Consider the following 21,680-nt stretch of genomic DNA (forward strand, 5'->3'; position numbering starts at 1 on the left):
ATTTGTACGGAAAGGTTTGTGATATGGATCCGATTATACACCTTGCCAATAAACATCAACTGAAGATTATTGAGGATTGTGCTCAGGCGCATGGAGCTCAATATAAAGGTAAGAAGGCCGGTAACTTTGGTGATTTCGGAGCCTTTAGTTTCTACCCTACTAAAAATTTGGGTGCTTTGGGCGATGCCGGGGCTATAACAACAAATGACGCAGGTCTTTCGGATCAAATTAGAACATTGAGAAATTATGGTTCCAGGATAAAATATGTAAACGAACTTGTGGGGTATAATTCAAGGCTGGATGAAGTGCAGGCTGGTTTCTTATCTTTAAAACTTAAGCATTTGGATGATATTAACAGCCACAAAAGGAAACTGGCTTCGTATTATCTGCAAGAGTTGGGGTCAGATTTTGTTCTACCTAAGGTGGACCCTGATTTTTTTGATGTTTATCATATCTTTAATATCAGACACCAGAGAAGGGATCAGCTCAGGGATTATCTGCTTCAGAACGGAGTAAAAACAGAAATCCACTATCCTGTTGCACCTCATAACCAGGAAGCAATGAAAGGCATTATTGAAGGTGAATATCCAATTTCAACAGAGATACACAATACGACTTTAAGTTTACCTATTTCTTATTTTCATAATGAAGAAGATATTGTGAAAGTAACTAAGCTTTTAAATAATTTCTAAATACATATTGCTGCCATGAATTACCATTTAATGATCGATGATAAATTTATTAATGATTTTATTATTGATGGAGAAAAAACTGCACCGGGGAATAACATTTATATTATTGACTGGCCCCAGGAAAAGGTAAAACACGTTAAATCTGATAAGGCAATTTTTGCTCCTTATGGTACCGAGTTGTTTTTAGAAACGGTAAAAAATATAAGTGAGGGTGATAAAGTTTTTATTCATTGGGCCTCTGATGCAGCCATTAATTTTGTGCTCAAATTACCAGAAAATATTAAGATAGGATTATTTTTCTGGGGAGGTGATATCGTGGAAATTCCATATTCAATGTTTAAGAAAACAATATATGGGGCGCAAAGTCTGAATTATTTTGAAAAGCATGAAGAGCGACCAAAGGTTAAATGGAACCTCTTAAAGATAAAACGCTTCTATAAAACTTTAGCTAACAGATATTGGAAGTATAAAGCAAATGATCAAAAAGTTTGGGAAATCAGGAAGGCTTTTTTTGGACGTTTGAATTATTTTTTAAGCTGGAATATTATAGATCATCAATGGATACTTGAGCACTATACAACCCAAGCTTCGTATACTTATTTTTTTTATAATTTTAATCCATCTGAAGGCTCAAATATTACCTCAAAGCCAAGCCAAGAAGATAGACCAATTTCTTTACTACTTGGGAATTCTGATACAGTGACAAATAATCATTTGGAGATGTTGGATGATTTAGAGAGATTTAAAGGAGAAAATATCAAGTTAATCATTCCACTCAATTATGGAAATAAAAAATATGGAGATCTTATAGAGCAGAAGGCGGTTAGAATGTTTGGCGAGGATAAGGTGGTTTGTTTGCGCCATTTTATGAATCGTGAAGCTTATTACCGAATTTTGGACGAGGTAGATGTTGCAATCATGAACCATTATAGAACACAGGCTGCTGGGAATACTTTGGCTCTTTTATATCGGGGTAAAAAGGTTTTTATTAATGAAAAAAGCAGTACATATAAGTTTTTAAAGATTAATGATGTGTTTATAGGTAATTCAGCAAAGATTTCGCAATTATCTTTTAATGAATTCATTCACCCCTTGTCTGATGATATTAGAAAGAAGAATGTAGAAAATATAAATGAACTATTTAAGGTAAGTGTAAAAGAAGACGTTTTAAGTAATTTATTAAAATAATCCTAAACTGTGAAACAACCTTATGAAATATTACGATGGGATACCGACTTTTTTGGCTATCCTGTTGCAAAAATCCATAGGAATAATTTATCCGATCAAGAATTAATTGAATGTTTGGCTTTCCTAAAACAGGATGTACGATTGGTCTATTACGCTTCTGCAAATAAAATCCAAGATAATACTCTTCTGCTAAAGGAATTTAATGGTTTATTGGTTGATAGAAAGACGACCTTTTATAAAGAAGGTTGTTTATCCAACGCATATTCTGATAAATACACCTTTGAGTATAATGATAATTTTAATTTACATGAGCTGTTACAATTGGGAATTGCAAGCGGTATTTATTCAAGATATAAAATTGATCCTAATATAGAAGAGATTAAATATGAGGCATTATATAAAGAATGGATGATTAATTCTATTGAAGGTATCTTGGCAGATAAAGTGCTTGTATATGTCGATGATAATACGATTCTAGGAGTAATCACGTTAGACTTAAAGAGTAATCATAATCTGGTTAATATTGGGATTATTAGTGTAAGAGAGAGTGCCAGAGGCAAGGGGATTGGGAAAACATTATTAAGAGCCGCTGAGGAGTTCGCTGTTAAAAATAAAGCTTCAAAAATTCAAGTTGTTACACAAGGTGCAAATAAAGCTGCATGTGCTTTATATAATAGTTACGGTTACAGAATAGAAAAGGTAGAATATTTCTATCATTTTTGGTTATAGAAAGTCAATTACAATGATCCCATTTAATAAGCCTTATTTGACAGGAAAAGAAACTCATTATATCTACCAGGCGGTTATGTCGGGAAAACTTTCCGGTAATGGCCTTTTTACTAAAAGATGCCAGCAGTTAATAGAACAACGATACAACTTTCATAAAGTATTGCTTACCACAAGTTGTACTGACGCATTGGAAATGGCGGCTATACTACTTGATATTCAGCCAGGCGATGAGGTCATTATTCCTTCCTATACCTTTGTATCTACTGCAAATCMTTTTATTTTAAGAGGTGCCAATGTTGTTTTTGCGGATAGTTCTGAAGAAAGCCCGAATCTTGACATTGATTTAATTGAAAGTTTGATTACGTCAAAAACAAAAGCGATAGTTCCTGTGCATTATGCAGGGATGGCTTGTGATATGAATAAATTAATGCAGGTGGCAAAAGAACATAATTTATTTGTAGTTGAAGATGCTGCACAAGCAATAGATTCTTATTGTTCTGGAAAGGAATTAGGAGGCTTCGGCCATTTGTCTGCCTTCTCTTTTCATGAGACCAAGAATATCATAGCAGGTGAAGGAGGAATGTTGGTGGTTAATGACGAACGATTTGCAGAACGGGCTGAGATTATATGGGAAAAAGGAACTAATAGATCTTCTTTTTTCAGAGGGGAGGTTGATAAATATGGTTGGGTAGATATTGGCTCTTCATTTTTGCCTTCGGAGATTACAGCGGCATTTTTATATGCGCAACTCGAAAATCTAGATGAAATTCAATCAAAAAGAAAGTACCTGTGGAATTTATACTATGAATATTTAGAAGAGGTGCAAGTAAAAGGGTTATTAAAGTTGCCTATTGTGCCGCTCTATGCTACAAATAATGCTCATATGTTTTATGTGGTCTGTAAAGATTTTGAAGAACGGAATGCTTTAATTGAGCACCTGAGCAAAGATCAAGTACATGCAGTATTTCATTATATTTCTTTGCATACATCGCCTTACTATGCTCATAAACATGATGGGAGAATACTTAATAATGCAGATTATTATACTGAAAGACTTGTTCGGTTGCCCTTATTTTATGAGCTTGATGAAAAGCAGATTTATCATATAACAGAATCGATCAAAGCATTCTACAGAAACGATTAGTTAAAAATTATTCAGAGAACGTCTGCATATCTATTAACCTTCTATAAAGTGCATTATTGCCCATTAATTCATTGTGGGATCCTTGTTCTACAACAGTACCGTTATCTAAAACTATAATTAGATCTGCATTTTGTATTGTTGACAGGCGATGTGCAATGATTAGGGAAGTACGGTTTTCCATAAGCTTATATAATGCATCCTGTACAAGTTTTTCTGATTCTGTATCGAGGGCAGAGGTTGCCTCATCTAAAAGCATTATTGGAGGGTTACCTAGTATTGCTCTTGCAATGCACAACCTTTGTCTTTGTCCACCCGATAAACGTATACCCCTGTCGCCAATAGATGTCTCATAACCATTATCAGTAACCATGATGAATTCGTGAGCATTAGCAATTTTTGCCGCTCTCATTACTTGTTCTTTCGTGGCATCTGGTTTTGCAAAGGCTATATTGTTAAAGATAGTATCATTAAATAATATGGATTCCTGATTAACAAATCCCATCTGACTTCTTAGTGAATCTGTATTTACTTCGCTGATATTAATGCCGTCGATAGAAATGGTACCTGATTCTGGTTCTATGAATCGGGGAAGTAAATCCATTAGTGTTGATTTTCCACCTCCTGATGGCCCTACTAAAGCAACAGTTTTGCCCTTTGGTATTACTACATTTACATGTTTTAGGATCTTTCTATCACCGTAAGAGAATGATACGTCTTTAAAACTGATAGTGTTTTCAAATGATTTGATCTTGATCGCATTCGGTTTGTCAACGATAGCAGGTTTTTCATCTATCAAGTCCAGGACACGCTTACCTGCCGCAAGACCAGTATGTATGCCACTAAAAGCATCGGATAATGCTTTTGCGGGACGTGTTACCTGAGAAAACACAGCTATATAAGCTATAAACTCTGCAGATTTTAAGGTTGCTTCTCCAGCTAATATAAGTGATCCGCCGTAGTACACGATTCCGGCTACCATTAGTACTCCAAGAAACTCAGAAACGGGAGAAGCAAGTTGCTGTCTTCTGGCCATTTTTCGGGTAATATTTGAGTAGGTTACATTCTCCTGGTGAAATCTGTCTTTTACATATTCTGTGGCATTGAATGCTTTAACGATCTTGATCCCACTAAGCGCTTCATCTAGATATCCCAGCATGTTTGCAAATGTTTCATGTGCCCTGGTTGCCTGTTGCCTTAATCTCTTTACAATTTTTGCAATTATAAGTCCGGCTAAAGGAATGATCAATAAGGAGAAAAGGGTAAGTTTTACAGAGATAGAGAAAAGTAAAACCATATAGACAATTAGTGTTACCGGCTCTTTAAAAACTACTTGTAATGTATTGGTAACAGTAAATTGCACTACTTGTACATCTGATGAAACTTTTGAAATAATATCTCCCTTTCGTTGACTGTTAAAATAACCCAAATGTAGATTCATCACATTATTGAACACCGTTTTACGAAGATTTAGCAACGTGTGAACACGAAGATTCTCCATAGTGAAAGCGGAGAAATATTTAAAAATGTTAGAAAGAAACACAGATGCTACAATTACTAAGCATATATATTTTAGAGTCTGCTGTTCACCATGAGTGTGTATAAGGTAATCAGTTAATTCCCTAAAATGAGCCATAACATCAAACCAGGATTTTTCTGCTACTTCAGCTGTTTTTGCTACTTCAGTGGTAGAAATGGCTGTTTTTTTGTTAAAGAGGGTGTCTAATAAAGGGGCTAGTAAAGCTAAATTTAGTGTGTTAAAAAGGATATATAATAGGGTAGTGATAACGTAAGGAATTGCAAATTTTTCAATGGGTTTTGCAAAGGATAATAATCTAAAGTAGGTTTTCATTAAATGCTTAATTATAAGGGCAAAGGTACGTTATTTAGTCTTACTATATAATTGTACTAGGAAATGTGTGTTGTTTAAGTCGCTGAGGCACTCTTAAAAGAATTTGCTATCTGCTTTTTTCGATTCTTTAAATTTTCTGATCATATATCTTATATAGACTATATTCCCAAGATATTGCTTTACTAATTTCGGTTTGTCTTGTCTGAATAGTTTGTCTTCTGCATAAGAAGAAAAGCCTTCCATATTGTAATAGGTGATATCCACATTTTTGTAAACCTTTTTGAAATCATTATCTCCCCAGCACTGAATGTTGAGTAAGTAGTCTGCAAACACAGGGTAGCTTAAGGAGTATTGATATTTATTAAAAACAGCTTTGGGATAAAATATACACTGGTGGCAAAGATTCTTTTTAGCCACCTGGTATTTTGTAAAGGCCCCTCCAAGTAAATGGTTCTTATTTTTACCATTGCCATAATAAATGGTATTCTCCTCAATCAGGAAATTTTCCATTTGATTGAATGTAGGTAGTAGCCGATCATCTGCACCTAAAAATAGAACCCATTTTCCTTTAATGTATGTTACCGCTTTATTCATTGCATCATATATGCCATGATCTTTTTCACTAATTAAGGTATCAACATGTTCTTCATATTTGCTAATTAGTGATAGGGTATTGTCAGCACTTAAGCCATCGACAATTATTAGCTGGTATGTCGTTTTTACGTTTTCTATTATAGATTTAAGACAAGTTTCAATATATGTGCCGGCATTATAGGTGGCTATAATTATTGTTAATGTTGGATTGGTGTTTTTATTCTCAATATCAGCAAAGGCTGCATCTTTTATCATGTTCAAATATATTAAAATGACAGTGTAATATAAAACGGTGTATATTTGTATTTCATGTACCAAAACACTTCAATTGACATAGTAATACCTTCTTTCAGGTTAGATGAGGATGTACTTTTAGATATTTTCAATATTGAAAGACCGGAAGGGTTTTTAGTGGATTTTTATATTGTTGCGGATAATCCTTTGTTAGTTATACCTGATGAAATTGTAAAATTAGCCACTGAGAATAAAATCAACCTGGTTAAGAATGAAATTAATCTGGGGTTTTCTAAAACTAGGAATAATGGTATTAGATTGGGGAAGGGTAAATGGATTTTGTTATTGGACGATGATATTGTACCCTCGAAAAAACTTTTGGTAGCATATGCGGAAGCAATTAAAAAGAACCCGGATTCTATTGGTTTTGCAGGAGTAACTAATTTTCCATTACCATTTAATGCTGCAACCCGGGCTATGGATATTAATGGCACGACAGGACATTTTAAGGCGGCTTTAGATAACAAGCCCTTGGTGTGGGTGCCAACTGCTAATGTTATGTTAAACAGAGCAAAAATGGATATGACTTTGTTTAACGAAAAGCTGGATAAAGGTGGAGAGGATATAGAATTTCTGCTTAGGAATAGCTTATTGTATAATGAAAAGTATGTTCCTGTACCTGATGCAGTTGTGGAACATCCGTGGTGGAATAATGGAGCCATCCAAACTGAGCGGATTTTTAGATATGGACGTGGCGCAGCCGATATCGCGATACTTGATACAATTAAGTCTTATACTTACCATGATTTCCTGAATACCTCAGAGTCTCTTCTTATTTTGTTGATTTGTTCGCCTTTAGTCGCGATTTTTTATTCCATTAATGAATTGGTTTTGCTGATGGCCCTGATTCTTTTTGCAGAGGTTTTAACTAACCTCATTAAGGTCTTTTATAAGTCAAAAGTCTTTTCATTTTCTGTGGCTTTAAATCTTTTTTGGATCAAGAACTGTTATGAGTCAGGATATCTGTTTGAAAGTTTATCAAGAGGCCGAGTGTCAGGTTTTGCCGAGCGGATTGAAATGGGATTTACTAAGGAAAACCCGAAATGGTTCAGATTAAATAAATGGAAGATTGTAAAAATGATCCTTCTGTTGGTACTGTTTTCTATAACTCGGTTATAATTCCATTTTTACAACGAATAATCTTTTTTCTGACAGCATTGAGGTATTTTTTGAAATTAACGTCCTCGTTATGCCTGGAATTTATTCGATGATAAAGGTGAAAGCAAACTGCTTTTAATTTTAATTGTCTTTGTCTGATTCCAAGGTTTGTTAACCTTGCAGCTAGTTCAATGTCTTCATGGCCCCAGCCTTCCAGGTCATTATTGTAACCATTTACTGCAATAAAATCGTGCTTCCAAAACGAGAAATTGCAGCCCCTTAGATTGTTAGATCGAAAATGATTGCCTTTAAAGAAGCCTGAAAAAATAGGCAAATAACTAGCATTTATTTTACTGCCTACCCCTTTGGTTAGAGAACTGATGCGAATGTTCTTGGTACTTATGATGGTGTTGGTTAAGTCTGCTGAAAGCATTGATCTGCTTCCCTTTATATAGTAACCATGCTGAGCTTCTTCTATATGATCGGCAATAAATTTTGGATGTAAAATAATATCGCCATCTATTTGTATTATGTAATTGCCAGATGCAGAAGAGATGGCTCTATTCATAATAATGGTTTTTCTGAAACCAAGATCTTCTTGCCACAGATGTTTAACGGGTACCTTTATTTGTTGCTTAAATTCTTCTATTGTTGCTTTTGTTCTGTCATCTGAACCATCATCAGCAATAATTATTTCATTTGGGAACACCCTTAAATTTAAAATGCTCTTAAAAACGAGCTCGAGTGCCTTTGGCCAATTATATGTTGATATAACAAGAGTTACAGAAATTTTGTTATTCATGCCTATAAATATTTGTCTATACCGGATTCACAATAAACTTTTTTAAGCGCTATAGTCTCCTTAAATAATATCTCGTTTTCTGCTAAAGAAGCTCTGGAATTTTCCTTATGATAGATATGAAATGCAACTGCGCCAAGCTTAAGGAACCGTTTTTGCAATCCTATATTTAAAAATCGGGCAATAAACTCCTTGTCCTCCGGACCCCATCCAATAAAACTTTCATTATACCCATTTACCTTTATTGCATCAGAACGCCAGAACGCCATGTTGCATCCATGAATTTCATATAATTCGGCACCTTTGATTTTGTATTTTTTTTCGAAAAGAGGCCACAAAAAGGGAATACGAACGACACTGAAAAAATTAGCAATGTTTTTACTGAAGATGTTGATTTTGGAAATCTCCTTGCTGATTAGCTTAGCGGAGAGTTCTTTATTAAGGTAACCGCGGCTTGCCCTTACAAAGGTGCCCGGCATTGCGAAGTTTATATGGTCTTCAATAAATTTTCTGTGAATAATGATATCTCCATCTATTTCGATAATATAATCGCTTTTTGCACCTGCAATAGCTTTATTTAAGATAAGGGTCTTCCTAAATCCGTGATCCTCCTGCCAAAAATGTAATACAGGAATCTTAAATAGCTTTTTGTATTTTTCAATTATTGTTTTAGTCTCCTCGGTTGATCCGTCATCAGCAATGAGGATTTCATCAGGCATTTTGGACTGCAGTAAAACACTGGACAGGACCAGATCCAATGCTGCAGGCCAATTGTAGGTAGAAATTAATAAAGCAGCCGTAATTTGTTTTTGCATTAGGTAGATTGGGATAAAGGCTCAAATTTACAACTTATGTGCCCTAATTTATAATTCAATGAAATTTGCTCCTTTCTTGTATAATATTGATGTGTGAATTTATTCGGGCTTTAATACGGTTGATGAGACCTGGAGTTTTTTCCAGTGATTGGATTTTTTTTCATACAAGAAAAACTTTGCCAGTTTGTACTTGTCTTTAAGATAGGGTGCATATTCAACTCCGAATGTTCTATGCGGGATATCCGGATCCTTTGACAAACAATCATTGATTGCAGCTGTGTATACGGTAGGTCCAGTCATCTTATGTACATCGTGTGGGAATTCGTTTTTTCTGATGTTCTCAAGCATCAGTTCCATAGTCCTTTGAAGGAAAGGGTGACCAGATTCAAAAAACAATGCCCATTGTACATAACAAATAGGATTCTTTTCAGGAGATAATACTGCTACGTCATCTGGTCTGATAAATTGATCGAAATTCTGTTTAACATTGCAGTCAATATCTAAATATATTCCACCTTTTTTTAACAGGATTGCATACCTGAAAAAGTCTGCTTTTGCCGCACCGATATTAAGTTTTTGATATAGTTTAAATGTTTCATTATCAAATTCTTCTGAGAGGAATTTCTCGATCCTTTCATCGTCATAAAATTCATACTGGTAGTCGGGATTTCTTTTTAAGAATTTATAGATATGCCAACGCGTAATTAGAGGCAGGTTCTTTGATTTGAAAGTTTGATGTATGATTTTTGGTATTGACATTTTAGAATAAAAAAGATGTTAGGAATAAGACGTTAAATAATGAATAAATTCTATTTCTTTGTATCAAAGATAGTTTATTAATGGATACCAATTATCCCCTTTTAAAAGGAATTGAGCAGGGAAACTTTTTGGCTTTGGCAAGAGCCTTAACATTGGTTGAAAATGATATTGCACCCTCTGCAGATATCTTGCGAATGCTTAATGTTAAATCAGCAGTTCYGATAATTGGAATTACTGGTCCCCCGGGTGCAGGAAAAAGTACCCTTGTAAACGCAATAACTGAACAGTTTGCTAAGCAGAATAAAAAAATAGCCATTCTGGCAGTTGACCCCACTTCTCCGTTTAATTTTGGTTCATTACTCGGTGATCGTATAAGAATGTCACAGCAGTTTAACAATCCTAATGTATATATCAGATCTGTTGCAACAAGGGGCGCATTGGGGGGAATCTCCGCAAAAACCATTGAAATGATTGATGTGATGCGGGCGGCTGATTTCGATATGATTATTGTAGAAACTGTTGGAGTTGGGCAGTCTGAAATTGAAATTGCCGGACTTGCAGATAAAACAGTAGTTGTTTTAGTGCCGGAATCAGGAGATGAAATCCAAAGTATAAAGTCGGGAATAATGGAAATAGCTCAGGGGTTTGTTGTAAACAAAGCAGATCGGGAGGGAGCTGATGTGTTTACTAACACCTTGAAGAAGTTAGTTTTGCATCAAGAGATTCCAGTTTTTAAAACTGTTGCAGATAAAAAGGAGGGCATAGAGGAACTCTGCGAATGGTTGACAATTCCTGTTGAATCTGATGGAAAACAGAAGGCATGGTTACTAGCTGAAAAGGCATTTAAGATAATAGCGCACTATCGAATGAAAAATGTTGATAAAGTTAAACTTCATTCAGAACTTGTAAAAGCATTGAAAAGACCTGATTTTAACATTTATAAGTTTACCGATCAATGGATTTAGCTGATTTTGTCTTAAAAACAGGACTTTTCTGTATACAGGAATAGGACAATGTTTAAAAAATGTTAATTGTTTTTGACAACATATAACTTTTGTTTTACATACTGAGGTTAGACTCTCTGATTATAAAAGCTATCGTAATGGCCGTTAACGCTGTTTTTGCGCTTTTTATGCAGTAATGAATTGAGGATTCATTTTTATTGATATTTTTTTAATGCAAAACATAAATACTATTCGTATTATGTTTGCATAATTGTCGGTATTTAATAAATTTGGAACAGAGTTTGTACAAGTGTTTTGAGAAATTAAAAATTTGTTTAATTTTGCTACACAAAAAAAACATACAATTAAAATTTGTTTAACCTTAAAAAAGAAAATTATGAATTATTCTACTTTAAAAAAGAGTCTAGCAGTTTCTTTTGTTGCGTTGATGGGAGTAACCTCTCTAGCTAACGCTCAAGATTCTACTGGAACTTCTTCTTCGGCCAAGGTATTTGGTGGAAGGGGTCAGTACAGATCTTGGTCTTTCGGAATCAACGGTGGTGTTTTATCTCCATTTGTTGCTATCGGTGGTACTAATGATTTCAATAAGATGGACGTTAACTTAGGTTACGGTATCTCACTAAGAAAACAATTAGGTCATGCATTTGGTATTGAAGGTAACATTTTCCGTGGAAAAGTTTCTGGATCAAGCAAAAACGCTTCAGCTTCTCCTAAAGAATTTGAAACTGAAATTGGCTATTCTGCTGACATCAGAGGTGTTGTTAACGTTGCTACTGTTGACTTCTTACGTCGTGAGAACTCAGTTAACTTCTTCGTTACTGCTGGTTACGGTTTAATCGCTTATGCTCCTAAAGTTGATGGTATCGACTGGAAAGATAAAGCTATAGGTGATGTTAATGACAGACACGATGCTAAAACTTATGTTAAAGAAGCTTATATCCCAGTAGGTGCTGGTGTTAAATTCAAAGTTTCTGAGCGTGTATCATTTAACTTAGGTTATACTATGCACTTTATTGATGGAGATAACTTTGACGGAACTTATGCAAACGGTGCTTCTAACAAAGATAAATTCTCTTACGGATATGCTGGATTAGAATTCTCTCTAGGTTCTAAATCTAAACCGAACTTGGATTGGGTTAACCCACTTGCTTTAATGTATGATGAATTGAAAGATCCTTCATTACGTCAAGAAGTTGAAGCTTTAAAAGCTCGTGTTGCTAATGTTGAGCAAGCTGTTGAAGGTTTGAAAAAAGATTCTGATGGTGACGGTGYTTCTGATCAGTTTGACAAATGCCCAGGAACTCCTGCAGGTACTGCTGTTGATGGTTCAGGATGTCCTCTACCTAAAGTAACTGAAACTGCTCCTGCTAGCAACGTTACTGGTTTCGAAACTATCCAATTTGAATTTAACTCATCAGTTTTAAAAACTGAAGCTTACCCTACTTTAGATAAATTATCTTCAGTATTGCGTGAAAACGGTGGTAAAGTAGCTGTAAACGGTTACGCTTCAAGCGAAGGTACTGCTGCATACAATTTGAAATTATCTAAAGACAGAGCTAATTCTGTTAAAACTTACTTAGTTAACTCTGGTGTTAACGCTAGTCAAGTTGTAACTAAAGGTTTTGGCGAAGCTAATCCAATTGCTTCTAACGATACTGAAGAAGGTCGTATCCAAAATCGTCGTGTTGAAACAGCTAGAAACTAATACTTTCTAACAACAATACTTAAAAAAGGGTCCCAAAATTTGGGACCCTTTTTTTATTTGTAGGCCGATGCTATTTTAATAAAATGCATCTATTCAAAATATTTTCAATTACTTCCCAATTAAATTAATTCTGGTTTTATAATTGAGGGATAAAAGGTTGATAAATTATTTAAGACTATTTTATCTAAGTTTGTAGTAAGATGTATTTTTTTAGAAAAAGAGACCCTAACAGGCCCACTAACATTAACATTAAAATAATGCATATTATTAATGCAACTGCTATTATTGTATTTGTTGCAGGCATTTTATGGAAATTAATTGATTGGATTTTATTGAAATGAATAGAATAATAAACACAAAAAATGCTCCGGCCCCTATTGGCCCTTATAGTCAGGCAGTAATAGCTAATGGCTTTTTATTTTTATCTGGGCAAATTGCAATAAACCCCGAGTCAGGAGAGGTTGTACAATCCTCAATTGCAGAAGAAACACATCAGGTTATGAGAAACATTAAGGCTGTTTTACTAGAAGCTTCTTATAGTTTTGAGGATGTTGTTAAGACAACTATTTTTTTGTCAGRTATGGCACTATTTGCCGAGGTAAATGAAATATATGGGTCGTTCTTTCATAAGAACTTTCCTGCCCGGGAAACAGTAGCAGTAAAAGGATTGCCAAAGGGAGTGAATGTGGAGATATCTATGACAGCTTATAAAGGATAGGTTTTGCCAAAATCTAATCTCAGGTATTTTTTTGCTGGTATTTTATCTTTTGCGATCTGGGGATTCTTTTCGATTCCACTAAGAAATCTTAAAGAATTTCCTTCTGAAGAGATTCTATATTATCGAATTTTTACTTCCCTGGTTTTTATTTGGATTGCCATTTTTATTTTCAGACGTAAGTATCTGAAGAGTGATATTGCTTACTTATCATCGGTAACTCCTAAGGAAAGGAAAATAGTGGTTGTGCAGATAGTGGCATCCACTATACTTTTAACCTCGAACTGGTATACCTACATTTATGCGGTAAATAATGTCAGTTTACAGTCTGCAGCATTTGCTTATATGGTTTGTCCGTTAATTACGGCATTTGGCGGCTTTATTCTTTTAAAAGAAGAGTTATCAAGATTAAAGCTCTTATCATTGGCAATAGCCTTATTTAGCATTATTCTGCTCGCTACCGGATCTTTTATTGAAGTGGCGTGGTCTGTTGTTATTGCAACTTTATATGCTTTCTATTTGATTATACAGCGCAAAATGAAAAATCTGGATAAGCTAAACGTTCTGGCAATCCAAATTGCACTGGCCGTACTATTGATGATGCCATTATATATAAGTAAACACGAATCTTTTCCAACTGATTTATGGTTTTGGGGAAACATTACGATAGTTGCAGTGGTATTTACTATTATTCCTTTATTTATGAGCCTATATGCTTTGATAGGAATCCCTTCATCAACTCTTGGAATAATTATTTATGTTAATCCGCTTATTGCGTTTGCCGTGGCTATTTTTTATTTTAATGAACATATTGATTCCCATAAGCTTTCGGCCTATTTGTTATTATTAGTTTCGGTTATTGTGTTTAATTGGAGCATAATAAAAGATATATTTACATTTAATAGAAAAAATATTTAAAGCCTTGTTTGTTTCTACATTAGATACGACTATAGAATTTCTTAAAGGCGTTGGGCCTAAACGTGCTGAACTTTTTCAAAAAGAGTTAGGTATTTTTACTTATGAAGATCTCTTGAATTTTTTTCCCTTCAGATATATTGACAGGACTAGGTTTTATAAGATTAATGAATTAGATCCTGAATTGCCGTATGTGCAAATACTTGGCAGGATAACCAGTAAGGAACAAATAGGCGAAAAACATAAGAAACGCCTTGTTGCCCGACTTACTGATGATACCGGCTCAATTGAACTGGTATGGTTTCAGAGTTTGAAGTGGGTTGATGAAAACGTTACTAAGGGCAAAGTTTATATTGTATTTGGGAAACCCACTGTGTTTAATGGTTCATTTAGTATTTCGCATCCCGACTTGGAGAACTACCCTAGACCAGCAACTATAACAGGTAATTTAAGGTTACAACCCGTATATCATTCTACTGAGAAACTAAAGAAGTTTTTTCTGGATAGTAAGGGGATCCAAAAACTACAGACCTTATTAATTGAACAAAACCTTAAGGAAATAGTAGAAACCATTCCTTCCCATATTCTGGAAAAATATCAAATGGCTGGCAGGAAAGAAGCATTGCTAAATATTCATTTTCCTAAAGACGTTAAGTCGCTGAAATCTGCTGAGCGGAGATTAAAATTTGAAGAGCTGTTTTTTATTCAACTTCAATTATTGCATAATAAGCAGCTACGGGAAATGAGATTTAAAGGTCATTCATTTGATATAGTGGGAGAAAGAATAAATACTTTTTATAAAGAGATTCTGCCATTTGAATTAACAAATGCACAGAAACGGGTGATAAAGGAGATTAGGCTTGATACGCAGAGAGGAATTCAGATGAATCGACTCGTACAGGGAGATGTAGGCAGTGGAAAAACAGTTGTTGCGCTTATGAGTATGCTGCTTGCAAGTGATAATGGTTATCAGGCCTGTATGATGGCTCCTACAGAGATATTAGCACGTCAGCATTATCAATCTATTGTAGATCTGTTAAAGGATCGGTTAGTGAAAGTTGCTATTCTTACAGGCAGCARCACAAAGAAGCAAAGAACACAACTTCATAGTGAGCTTGAAGCTGGTGAGATTGATATTCTGGTTGGTACCCACGCATTGATTGAGGATAAGGTTGTGTTTAAGAATTTGGGACTTGTGGTAATTGATGAACAACACCGGTTTGGTGTTGAACAACGAGCAAAGCTTTGGAGAAAAAACCTTACCCCTCCTCATATCCTGGTAATGACGGCAACGCCAATTCCCCGTACGTTGGCTATGACATTGTATGGGGATCTCGATGTGTCTATTATTGACGAATTACCTGTTGGAAGAAAGCCAATTGAAACAAGACATCTTTATGAAGGGCAGCGCCTARGGATGTTTGGGTTTATGAAGGAAGAGATTAAGAAGGGTCGCCAGGTTTATATTGTATATCCTTTGATAAAGGAGAGTGAGAAGTTAGATCTTTTACATCTTGAGGCAGGGATTGAGCAACTTAGCTATCACTTTCTTTTACCCGATTATCAAATTAGCATAGTGCATGGAAAGATGAGTAACGCAGACAAGCAATTTGAAATGCAGCGCTTCATTGATCACAAAACACAAATCATGGTAGCCACAACAGTTATAGAGGTTGGTGTAAATGTGCCTAATGCTTCGGTAATGGTTATTGAAAATGCGGAACGATTTGGGCTTTCACAGTTACATCAGTTGCGTGGAAGAGTAGGTAGAGGGGCAGAGCAGTCCTTTTGTATTCTAATGTCGGGGAATAAGTTAAGTCCGGATGGTAAGCTGCGTTTAGAAACCATGGTAAAAACAAATAACGGATTTGAGATTTCGGAAATAGATTTACAGCTAAGAGGGCCTGGAGATATTTCCGGAACACAGCAAAGTGGTGTACTGGAGCTCAAGCTTGCTGATCTTGCTAAAGATCAGCAGATACTACAAGAAGCACGTAATACTGTAATTGAAACCCTTTCTACGGATCCTAATCTGGAAAATCCTCAAAATAGTCTCCTAAGAACTTACCTCTCTAAAAGAAGCAGAGGGATAGCATTTGATAAAATATCTTAATCCTCATCACTTCCAGGTAGTGATCCTGAACCTGAATAAGCACCTTTACGTATAATAGGTGTTTTAAGATATTTGTAAAGTTCATCAAGATGCAGTAAGCTCCCGTTTGTAAGATTACCCAGAAATATAATAACAATGTTTTTCTGAACATCACGCACATAAATATGTCTGAATCCATGCCACCATCCTGTGTGATATACTACTTTACGGCCGTTATCTCCGTCAAATATTCGCCATCCATACCCGTAATTAAAGTGCCCGTTGATAGCTTTGTTGTGACCTGTATAGGCGGAATCAAGACTTGCTTTTTTTAGTAGCCTGCCATTTTTTAAAGCTTTGTCATATAGGACCAAATCATGCAGTGTACTATAGATCCCTTTATCACCTACGGGGCCATCCAGAAAATTTTGCGCTACAGAGTATCTCCAAGAACGGTCATGTCCCACAACATCTACTGGTATTTTCGGATAAACAGTGGTTGAATAAACATGAGTATGCTTCATTCCAGCCGGTTTAAAAATGTTCTCCATCATGTAGTCGGAATATGGCTTACCTGTTACTTTCTCTATAATTGCTGCCAGAACCATATAGTTGGAGTTGTTATAGTGAAATCGATTATCCGGTTTAGTATACGGATTTGGTTTTTTCTCTGCAATAACCTGCATCACTTCCTGGTTGGACACTCCTTTTTTCATGTCGCGTTTTTCTTTACGCCATATGTCATCGATGAAATACACATAGTTCATCATTCCACTACGGTGTGAAAGGAGGAGCTTTACTTTGATTCCATCGTATGGAAAGTTAGGGTAAAACTTTTTTACATCATCATTTAAAGAAAGTTTGCCTTGTTCGACCAATTGCATGATAGCTGTACCGGTAAAAGTTTTAGTTACCGAAGCTAGTTCGAATTCAGAGCTTATCTTTAAGCTATCACGATGAAGATAATCGGCCMAACCAATTGCTTTTTCATAAAGGATTTTCCCATCCTTTGCAACGAGCATATTTCCATTAAAACCATATTTTTTATGAAGGTTCTGTACAAAATCAGCTATCCATTTATCACCTTTTGCAGGGTCATATGCTAAAAGTACACTATCGGCCTTATCATCTTCAACAGTACGCTCTTTACTGGGCTCTTGTAATGTTGTGCTTTTTCTCGAATTTGAACAGGCAATAAATAAAAAGGCGGCCATTGAGGCCACTGCTAGAATATTACGATAACTCATGAATTGTGTGTACAGTTTAAAAGCCCGAAAATTAAGGAATAATAATGCTTTTAACGTAAAAGAGTTTTAAACATTGCAGGTTTTATTTTATTTGCGATTTTTTTTGAGGTTGTATTAAACATCTGACACTAAAGGGCTCTTTAAAAATTTTAAAAACCTTAAATTTGTAAACATAAAACTTAGAATACTATGAATTTTAGAATCGAACACGATACGATGGGTGAAGTACAAGTGCCTGCTGATAAATATTGGGGTGCTCAAACTGAACGTTCAAGAAATAACTTTAAGATTGGTCCTGAGGCCTCCATGCCAAAGGAAGTCATACATGCATTTGGTTATTTGAAAAAAGCTGCTGCCTTAGCCAATACTGAACTTGGTGTTTTAACAAAGGAGAAGGCTGAATTAATTGCAAAAGCGTGCGATGAAGTTGTAGCAGGTGGTTTAGATGATCAGTTTCCGTTAGTAATATGGCAAACGGGTTCAGGTACTCAAAGTAATATGAATGCCAATGAGGTAATCGCAAATCGTGCTCACGTTTTAAATGGCGGATTATTGGGTGATGATAAAAAGGTGCTTCATCCGAATGATGATGTAAATAAATCTCAGTCATCAAACGATACTTATCCTACAGCTATGCACATTGCCGCTTATAAACAAGCAGTTGAAATTACCATACCTGGATTAGAGAAATTGCGTAACACTTTACATAAAAAGACAATTGAATTTAATGATATCGTTAAAACAGGACGTACTCATTTTATGGATGCCACTCCTTTAACATTGGGTCAGGAGTTTTCCGGTTATGTTCAGCAAATAGACAACAGTGTCAGAGCGATAAAAAATGCTTTGGTAATGATTAGTGAACTAGCTTTAGGTGGAACGGCTGTTGGGACTGGTTTAAATACACCTAAGGGATATGACGTTCTTGTTGCTAAGAAAATTGCAGAATTAACAGGACTTCCTTTTGTAACTGCACCCAATAAATTTGAGGCATTAGCGGCTCACGATGCCATGGTTGAACTTTCTGCTGCTTACAAACGCACTGCTGTTTCTTTAATGAAGATTGCAAATGACGTAAGGATGCTAAGTTCTGGCCCCCGTTGTGGAATAGGTGAAATCATCATTCCAGATAACGAACCGGGATCATCTATTATGCCGGGTAAAGTTAATCCGACACAACCCGAAGCTATGACTATGGTGTGTGCTCAGGTAATGGGTAATGATGTTACAGTAGGTATCGGTGGAAGTAATGGCCATTTTGAGTTGAATGTTTTTAAACCTGTTATTGCTGCTAACGTTTTGCAATCAGGAAGGCTAATTGGTGATGCCTGTGTTTCATTTAATGATAAATGTGCGGAAGGAATTTTACCCAATTTACCGGAAATTAAGAAACATTTGCAAAATTCTTTGATGCTGGTTACTGCTTTGAATCCTCATGTTGGATATGAAAATGCTGCCAAGATTGCAAAAAAAGCACATAAAGAGAATAAAACCTTACGCGAAGCTTCCATAGAACTGGGCTTGCTTACCGGAGAGCAATTTGATGAGTGGGTTCGTCCGGAGGATATGGTAGGTAGCTTAAAATAGGGCATGACTAAATACCTATATACGTGGAGATTATTGTTTTCTGTGTTATTGTATTTATGCTTACTCTTCTCTTGTAGGAGAATGCCCAATGTACAAGGAGAAGGATCGCCAATTTTACAGGGGATTTGGAATCAAGATAGTATCCTAAACGCAGATCAATTACTGAATTATACACAATATAAATTCAAATTCACCTGTGATTCATTTTATGTAGACTTGGTTACCAATTCTAAAGTGAATTACTATGCTGATTCCTGTTTCAATAATGGAGTGTGGAAAGAATACGCTAAGGGAGTTTATCAGGTTAGAGCTGACAGTGTATTTTTGACAGGTACTTTCACGAAGTCTAATTATAAACAGAAGATTTCGGGATGTTACCAGATAGGACAATATATCAAAACCTTCAAAATTAAATTGGCAGACACAAGTAGGTTATTGCTTGAGGGTACTGATAATCAAAGAGAGGTTGATTTAAAGCGAGTAGAAAAAATAATTTGTACTCCGCAGAGCTTATAGAATAAATGCTGAGGAATTAAATTAGATAAAGATGAAAAGAGTAGGTAAGGTTTTTAGGATAATTATAGTTTTTGCTATAACTGCTTATATGCCATTAAGCGCAGGAGCCTGGGGAATGCTTGGCCATAGAATAGTAGGGCAGATAGCAGAAAGCCATTTAAGTAAGAGAGCAAAAAAAGGGATTAAAGGAGTGTTAGGTTATGAAAGCTTAGCTATGGCAAGTAACTGGGGCGATTTTATTAAATCGGATCCTTCTTATAATTATCTCTATAACTGGCATTTTGTAAACCTGCCTGGAGGATTGGATAAGCAAGGTGTATTTGACTTTTTAGATAAAGATACTGCTGCCAACGTATACAATAAAGTTCCAGAAATGATTTCTGTTTTGAAAAACAAACAGAGCACACCAGATCAGAAAAAACTTGCCATGCGCTTGTTAGTACATCTTGTTGGTGATTTAAATCAACCGATGCATACCGCCCGTAAAGAAGATTTAGGGGGTAACAGAGTTTTTGTTACCTGGTTTGGCGAGAAGTCCAATTTACATAGAGTATGGGACGAATCATTAATAGCGTATCAGGAGTTGAGTTACACAGAATATGCGAATGCTATTAATTATCCTAATGATGAACAATTGAGAGTTTGGAGAGACAGCTCTCTTAAAGATTTTGTATATGGATCTTACATGGCATGCAATAAAATTTACGAGAACACAAAACCTGAAGATAAGCTGAGTTATAAATACAACTTTGACTTTGTTAATCTGTTGAATGAGCAACTGCTAAAAGGAGGGGTTTGTTTGGCAAATATTCTTAATGATATTTATAAATAATGAAGATTCTAATGGTTTGCCTTGGTAACATTTGTCGCTCGCCATTGGCAGAGGGAGTTATGAGGCATTTGATTAATGAAGAAGGATTAGACTGGGAGGTTGCTTCGGCAGGAACAGGTGACTGGCATGTAAATCAGCCTGCTGATAAAAGGAGTATCGCTATTGCGAAAAACTTTGGGTATGATATTTCTACACAAAGGGCAAAACATTTCAATAAAAGCATGTTTAACGAATTCGACAGCATCCTTGTTATGGATAGAAATAACTTAAAGGACGTTCAGCGATTGGCAACAAGTGAAGAACAACGTAAAAAAGTAAAGTTGTTTTTAACTGACGAAAACGAAGTAACAGATCCATATTTCGACAATAATCTTTTTGAACCGGTGTTTTTAGAGATAGAGGCAAGATGTAAGGAATTGATTGAGGAGCTTAAGCGACGTATGTAAACCGATGCGTATTATGGAATCACCAAAATTATTTATGTTACTACTGGGCTGTACCCCTCCGGGCAGATATACGGAACAACATGATGTTTTCTTTACAGTAGGTAATTCATTAAAAGATATTAAAGAAGAAATTATTGCTTTTTGGCCGGAGGCAAATGGTAAAATACATATTGATGCCTGGCGAGAGGTAACAGAAGTTGATGGGTATCAGGTAAAAGTTGTAAGCAAAAAAGATGAACCTACTGCTGATAAACTTTTCTTTTTAAATTTAGGTGGTTATAAAAAAGGGGATTTCGACGAGCTTCACTATAAAATGCTAACTGTTTCTGATGAGAAGGCCACAGCTATTAAAAAGGCAAAAGAAACAGCTTTTTATAAACACGCTGGATTTGAAGGGGCTACATCACATATTGATGATAAGTATGGTGTAGATGTTGATGATGTGTTTGAAATTGAAGATATACTTCCAGCTAGCATTAAAAAAGATTATAAGTTAAAAATCAGTTTGGCAGTGGATACCCCAAAAGATGAAATACATTTAGGTTATCTTATACTAAGTAAGTTATAAGGAAATAAAAAAGGCCAGGAGATTCCCACGAATGGTCGGAAGAAATTCCGGCCATTTTTTATGTTTTGAAAAACAGACCAGGTTCACCGCCACACTGCACCACAATCAAGGCTATAGCTAAGTCTCTCACC

At 35.6% G+C, this 21,680-nt stretch carries 22 protein-coding genes; 16 read left to right on the forward strand and 6 right to left on the reverse strand.

The genetic code is table 11. The annotated features are described in order from the left end of the window. The 4 genes from AC1DG9_RS10620 to rffA all read left to right on the forward strand — a co-directional run. The coding region (locus AC1DG9_RS10620; protein WP_477634608.1) for a DegT/DnrJ/EryC1/StrS family aminotransferase at positions 1-692 on the forward strand (692 nt) is incomplete at its 5' end. Between the two features lie 30 nt (positions 693-722). Further along, positions 723-1,880, forward strand: coding sequence for a TDP-N-acetylfucosamine:lipid II N-acetylfucosaminyltransferase family protein (locus AC1DG9_RS10625; RefSeq protein WP_288884001.1), 1,158 nt, complete (start codon positions 723-725; stop codon positions 1,878-1,880). A 9-nt stretch (positions 1,881-1,889) separates the two neighbouring features. Continuing rightward, complete coding sequence (locus AC1DG9_RS10630; protein WP_288884002.1) at positions 1,890-2,609, forward strand: GNAT family N-acetyltransferase; 720 nt, start codon at positions 1,890-1,892, stop codon at positions 2,607-2,609. Between the two features lie 13 nt (positions 2,610-2,622). Next, complete coding sequence (gene rffA / locus AC1DG9_RS10635) at positions 2,623-3,753, forward strand: dTDP-4-amino-4,6-dideoxygalactose transaminase (protein WP_477634609.1); 1,131 nt, start codon at positions 2,623-2,625, stop codon at positions 3,751-3,753. Between the two features lie 7 nt (positions 3,754-3,760). Here rffA and AC1DG9_RS10640 read toward each other — a convergent pair whose 3' ends face one another. After that, on the reverse strand, positions 3,761-5,602 hold the full coding sequence (locus tag AC1DG9_RS10640; protein WP_288884006.1) for an ABC transporter ATP-binding protein: 1,842 nt from the start codon (positions 5,600-5,602) through the stop codon (positions 3,761-3,763). A gap of 93 nt (positions 5,603-5,695) precedes the next feature. Next, entirely contained in the window at positions 5,696-6,451 is a 756-nt protein-coding gene (locus AC1DG9_RS10645; RefSeq protein WP_288884008.1) for a glycosyltransferase, read from the reverse strand. Positions 6,452-6,505: 54 nt separating this feature from the next. Between AC1DG9_RS10645 and AC1DG9_RS10650 the strand changes: the two genes are divergently transcribed. Beyond that, positions 6,506-7,609, forward strand: coding sequence for a glycosyltransferase family 2 protein (locus AC1DG9_RS10650; protein ID WP_288884010.1), 1,104 nt, complete (start codon positions 6,506-6,508; stop codon positions 7,607-7,609). Here AC1DG9_RS10650 and AC1DG9_RS10655 read toward each other — a convergent pair. The 3 genes from AC1DG9_RS10655 to AC1DG9_RS10665 all read right to left on the reverse strand — a co-directional run bounded on the left by AC1DG9_RS10655 (position 7,593) and on the right by AC1DG9_RS10665 (position 9,961). Next, a complete protein-coding gene (locus tag AC1DG9_RS10655) occupies positions 7,593-8,390 on the reverse strand; it encodes a glycosyltransferase family 2 protein (protein ID WP_172659196.1) in 798 nt (265 codons plus the stop codon). The genes AC1DG9_RS10650 and AC1DG9_RS10655 overlap by 17 nt on opposite strands. A 2-nt stretch (positions 8,391-8,392) precedes the next feature. Continuing rightward, positions 8,393-9,202 carry a glycosyltransferase family 2 protein gene (locus AC1DG9_RS10660; protein WP_288884012.1) on the reverse strand — a complete coding sequence of 270 codons (810 nt, stop codon included), beginning with the start codon at positions 9,200-9,202 and terminating at the stop codon, positions 8,393-8,395. Positions 9,203-9,301: 99 nt separating this feature from the next. After that, positions 9,302-9,961, reverse strand: a complete 660-nt coding sequence (locus tag AC1DG9_RS10665; RefSeq protein ID WP_288884014.1) for a glycosyltransferase family 32 protein — start codon at positions 9,959-9,961, stop codon at positions 9,302-9,304. An 80-nt stretch (positions 9,962-10,041) separates the two neighbouring features. On the opposite strand from AC1DG9_RS10665, the gene meaB reads away from it, so the two are divergent. The 6 genes from meaB (at position 10,042) to recG (ending at position 16,374) form a co-directional block, all read left to right on the forward strand. After that, positions 10,042-10,926: a methylmalonyl Co-A mutase-associated GTPase MeaB gene (gene meaB, locus AC1DG9_RS10670; RefSeq protein WP_477634610.1), complete on the forward strand. Its 885-nt coding sequence runs from the start codon at positions 10,042-10,044 to the stop codon at positions 10,924-10,926. 376 nt (positions 10,927-11,302) lie between these two features. Beyond that, positions 11,303-12,631, forward strand: coding sequence for an OmpA family protein (locus AC1DG9_RS10675; protein ID WP_477634611.1), 1,329 nt, complete (start codon positions 11,303-11,305; stop codon positions 12,629-12,631). Positions 12,632-12,831: 200 nt separating this feature from the next. After that, complete coding sequence (locus tag AC1DG9_RS10680; RefSeq protein WP_317171623.1) at positions 12,832-12,972, forward strand: DUF6728 family protein; 141 nt, start codon at positions 12,832-12,834, stop codon at positions 12,970-12,972. After that, a complete protein-coding gene (locus tag AC1DG9_RS10685; protein ID WP_477634612.1) occupies positions 12,969-13,349 on the forward strand; it encodes a RidA family protein in 381 nt (126 codons plus the stop codon). The genes AC1DG9_RS10680 and AC1DG9_RS10685 overlap by 4 nt, the downstream gene beginning before the upstream one ends. A 3-nt stretch (positions 13,350-13,352) precedes the next feature. Continuing rightward, positions 13,353-14,264 (forward strand): EamA family transporter, encoded by a 912-nt coding sequence (locus tag AC1DG9_RS10690; RefSeq protein WP_172659190.1) that lies wholly within the window; start codon positions 13,353-13,355, stop codon positions 14,262-14,264. Between the two features lie 4 nt (positions 14,265-14,268). After that, on the forward strand, positions 14,269-16,374 hold the full coding sequence (recG, locus tag AC1DG9_RS10695) for an ATP-dependent DNA helicase RecG (RefSeq protein WP_477634613.1): 2,106 nt from the start codon (positions 14,269-14,271) through the stop codon (positions 16,372-16,374). Here recG and AC1DG9_RS10700 read toward each other — a convergent pair. Beyond that, entirely contained in the window at positions 16,371-17,600 is a 1,230-nt protein-coding gene (locus AC1DG9_RS10700) for a serine hydrolase domain-containing protein (RefSeq protein ID WP_477634614.1), read from the reverse strand. The two genes, recG and AC1DG9_RS10700, sit on opposite strands and share 4 nt — an antisense overlap. Positions 17,601-17,789: 189 nt before the next feature. Here AC1DG9_RS10700 and fumC point away from each other — a divergent pair, with 189 nt between their 5' ends. Genes fumC through AC1DG9_RS10725 form a run of 5 tightly spaced genes read left to right on the forward strand, consistent with a single transcriptional unit; the run spans position 17,790 to position 21,549 of the window. After that, entirely contained in the window at positions 17,790-19,187 is a 1,398-nt protein-coding gene (gene fumC, locus AC1DG9_RS10705; protein ID WP_172659187.1) for a class II fumarate hydratase, read from the forward strand. Positions 19,188-19,190: 3 nt separating this feature from the next. After that, positions 19,191-19,703 (forward strand): fumarate hydratase, encoded by a 513-nt coding sequence (locus AC1DG9_RS10710; protein ID WP_288884021.1) that lies wholly within the window; start codon positions 19,191-19,193, stop codon positions 19,701-19,703. 31 nt (positions 19,704-19,734) lie between these two features. Further along, a complete protein-coding gene (locus AC1DG9_RS10715; protein WP_172659185.1) occupies positions 19,735-20,535 on the forward strand; it encodes a S1/P1 nuclease in 801 nt (266 codons plus the stop codon). Continuing rightward, positions 20,535-20,981, forward strand: coding sequence for a low molecular weight protein-tyrosine-phosphatase (locus tag AC1DG9_RS10720; RefSeq protein ID WP_172659184.1), 447 nt, complete (start codon positions 20,535-20,537; stop codon positions 20,979-20,981). Before AC1DG9_RS10715 ends, AC1DG9_RS10720 begins: the two co-directional genes overlap by 1 nt. A 13-nt stretch (positions 20,982-20,994) precedes the next feature. Then, positions 20,995-21,549, forward strand: a complete 555-nt coding sequence (locus tag AC1DG9_RS10725) for a DUF1543 domain-containing protein (RefSeq protein ID WP_172659183.1) — start codon at positions 20,995-20,997, stop codon at positions 21,547-21,549. The last annotated feature ends 131 nt before the right edge of the window (positions 21,550-21,680 follow it).

This window comes from Pedobacter sp. 05L430, assembly GCF_056397585.1.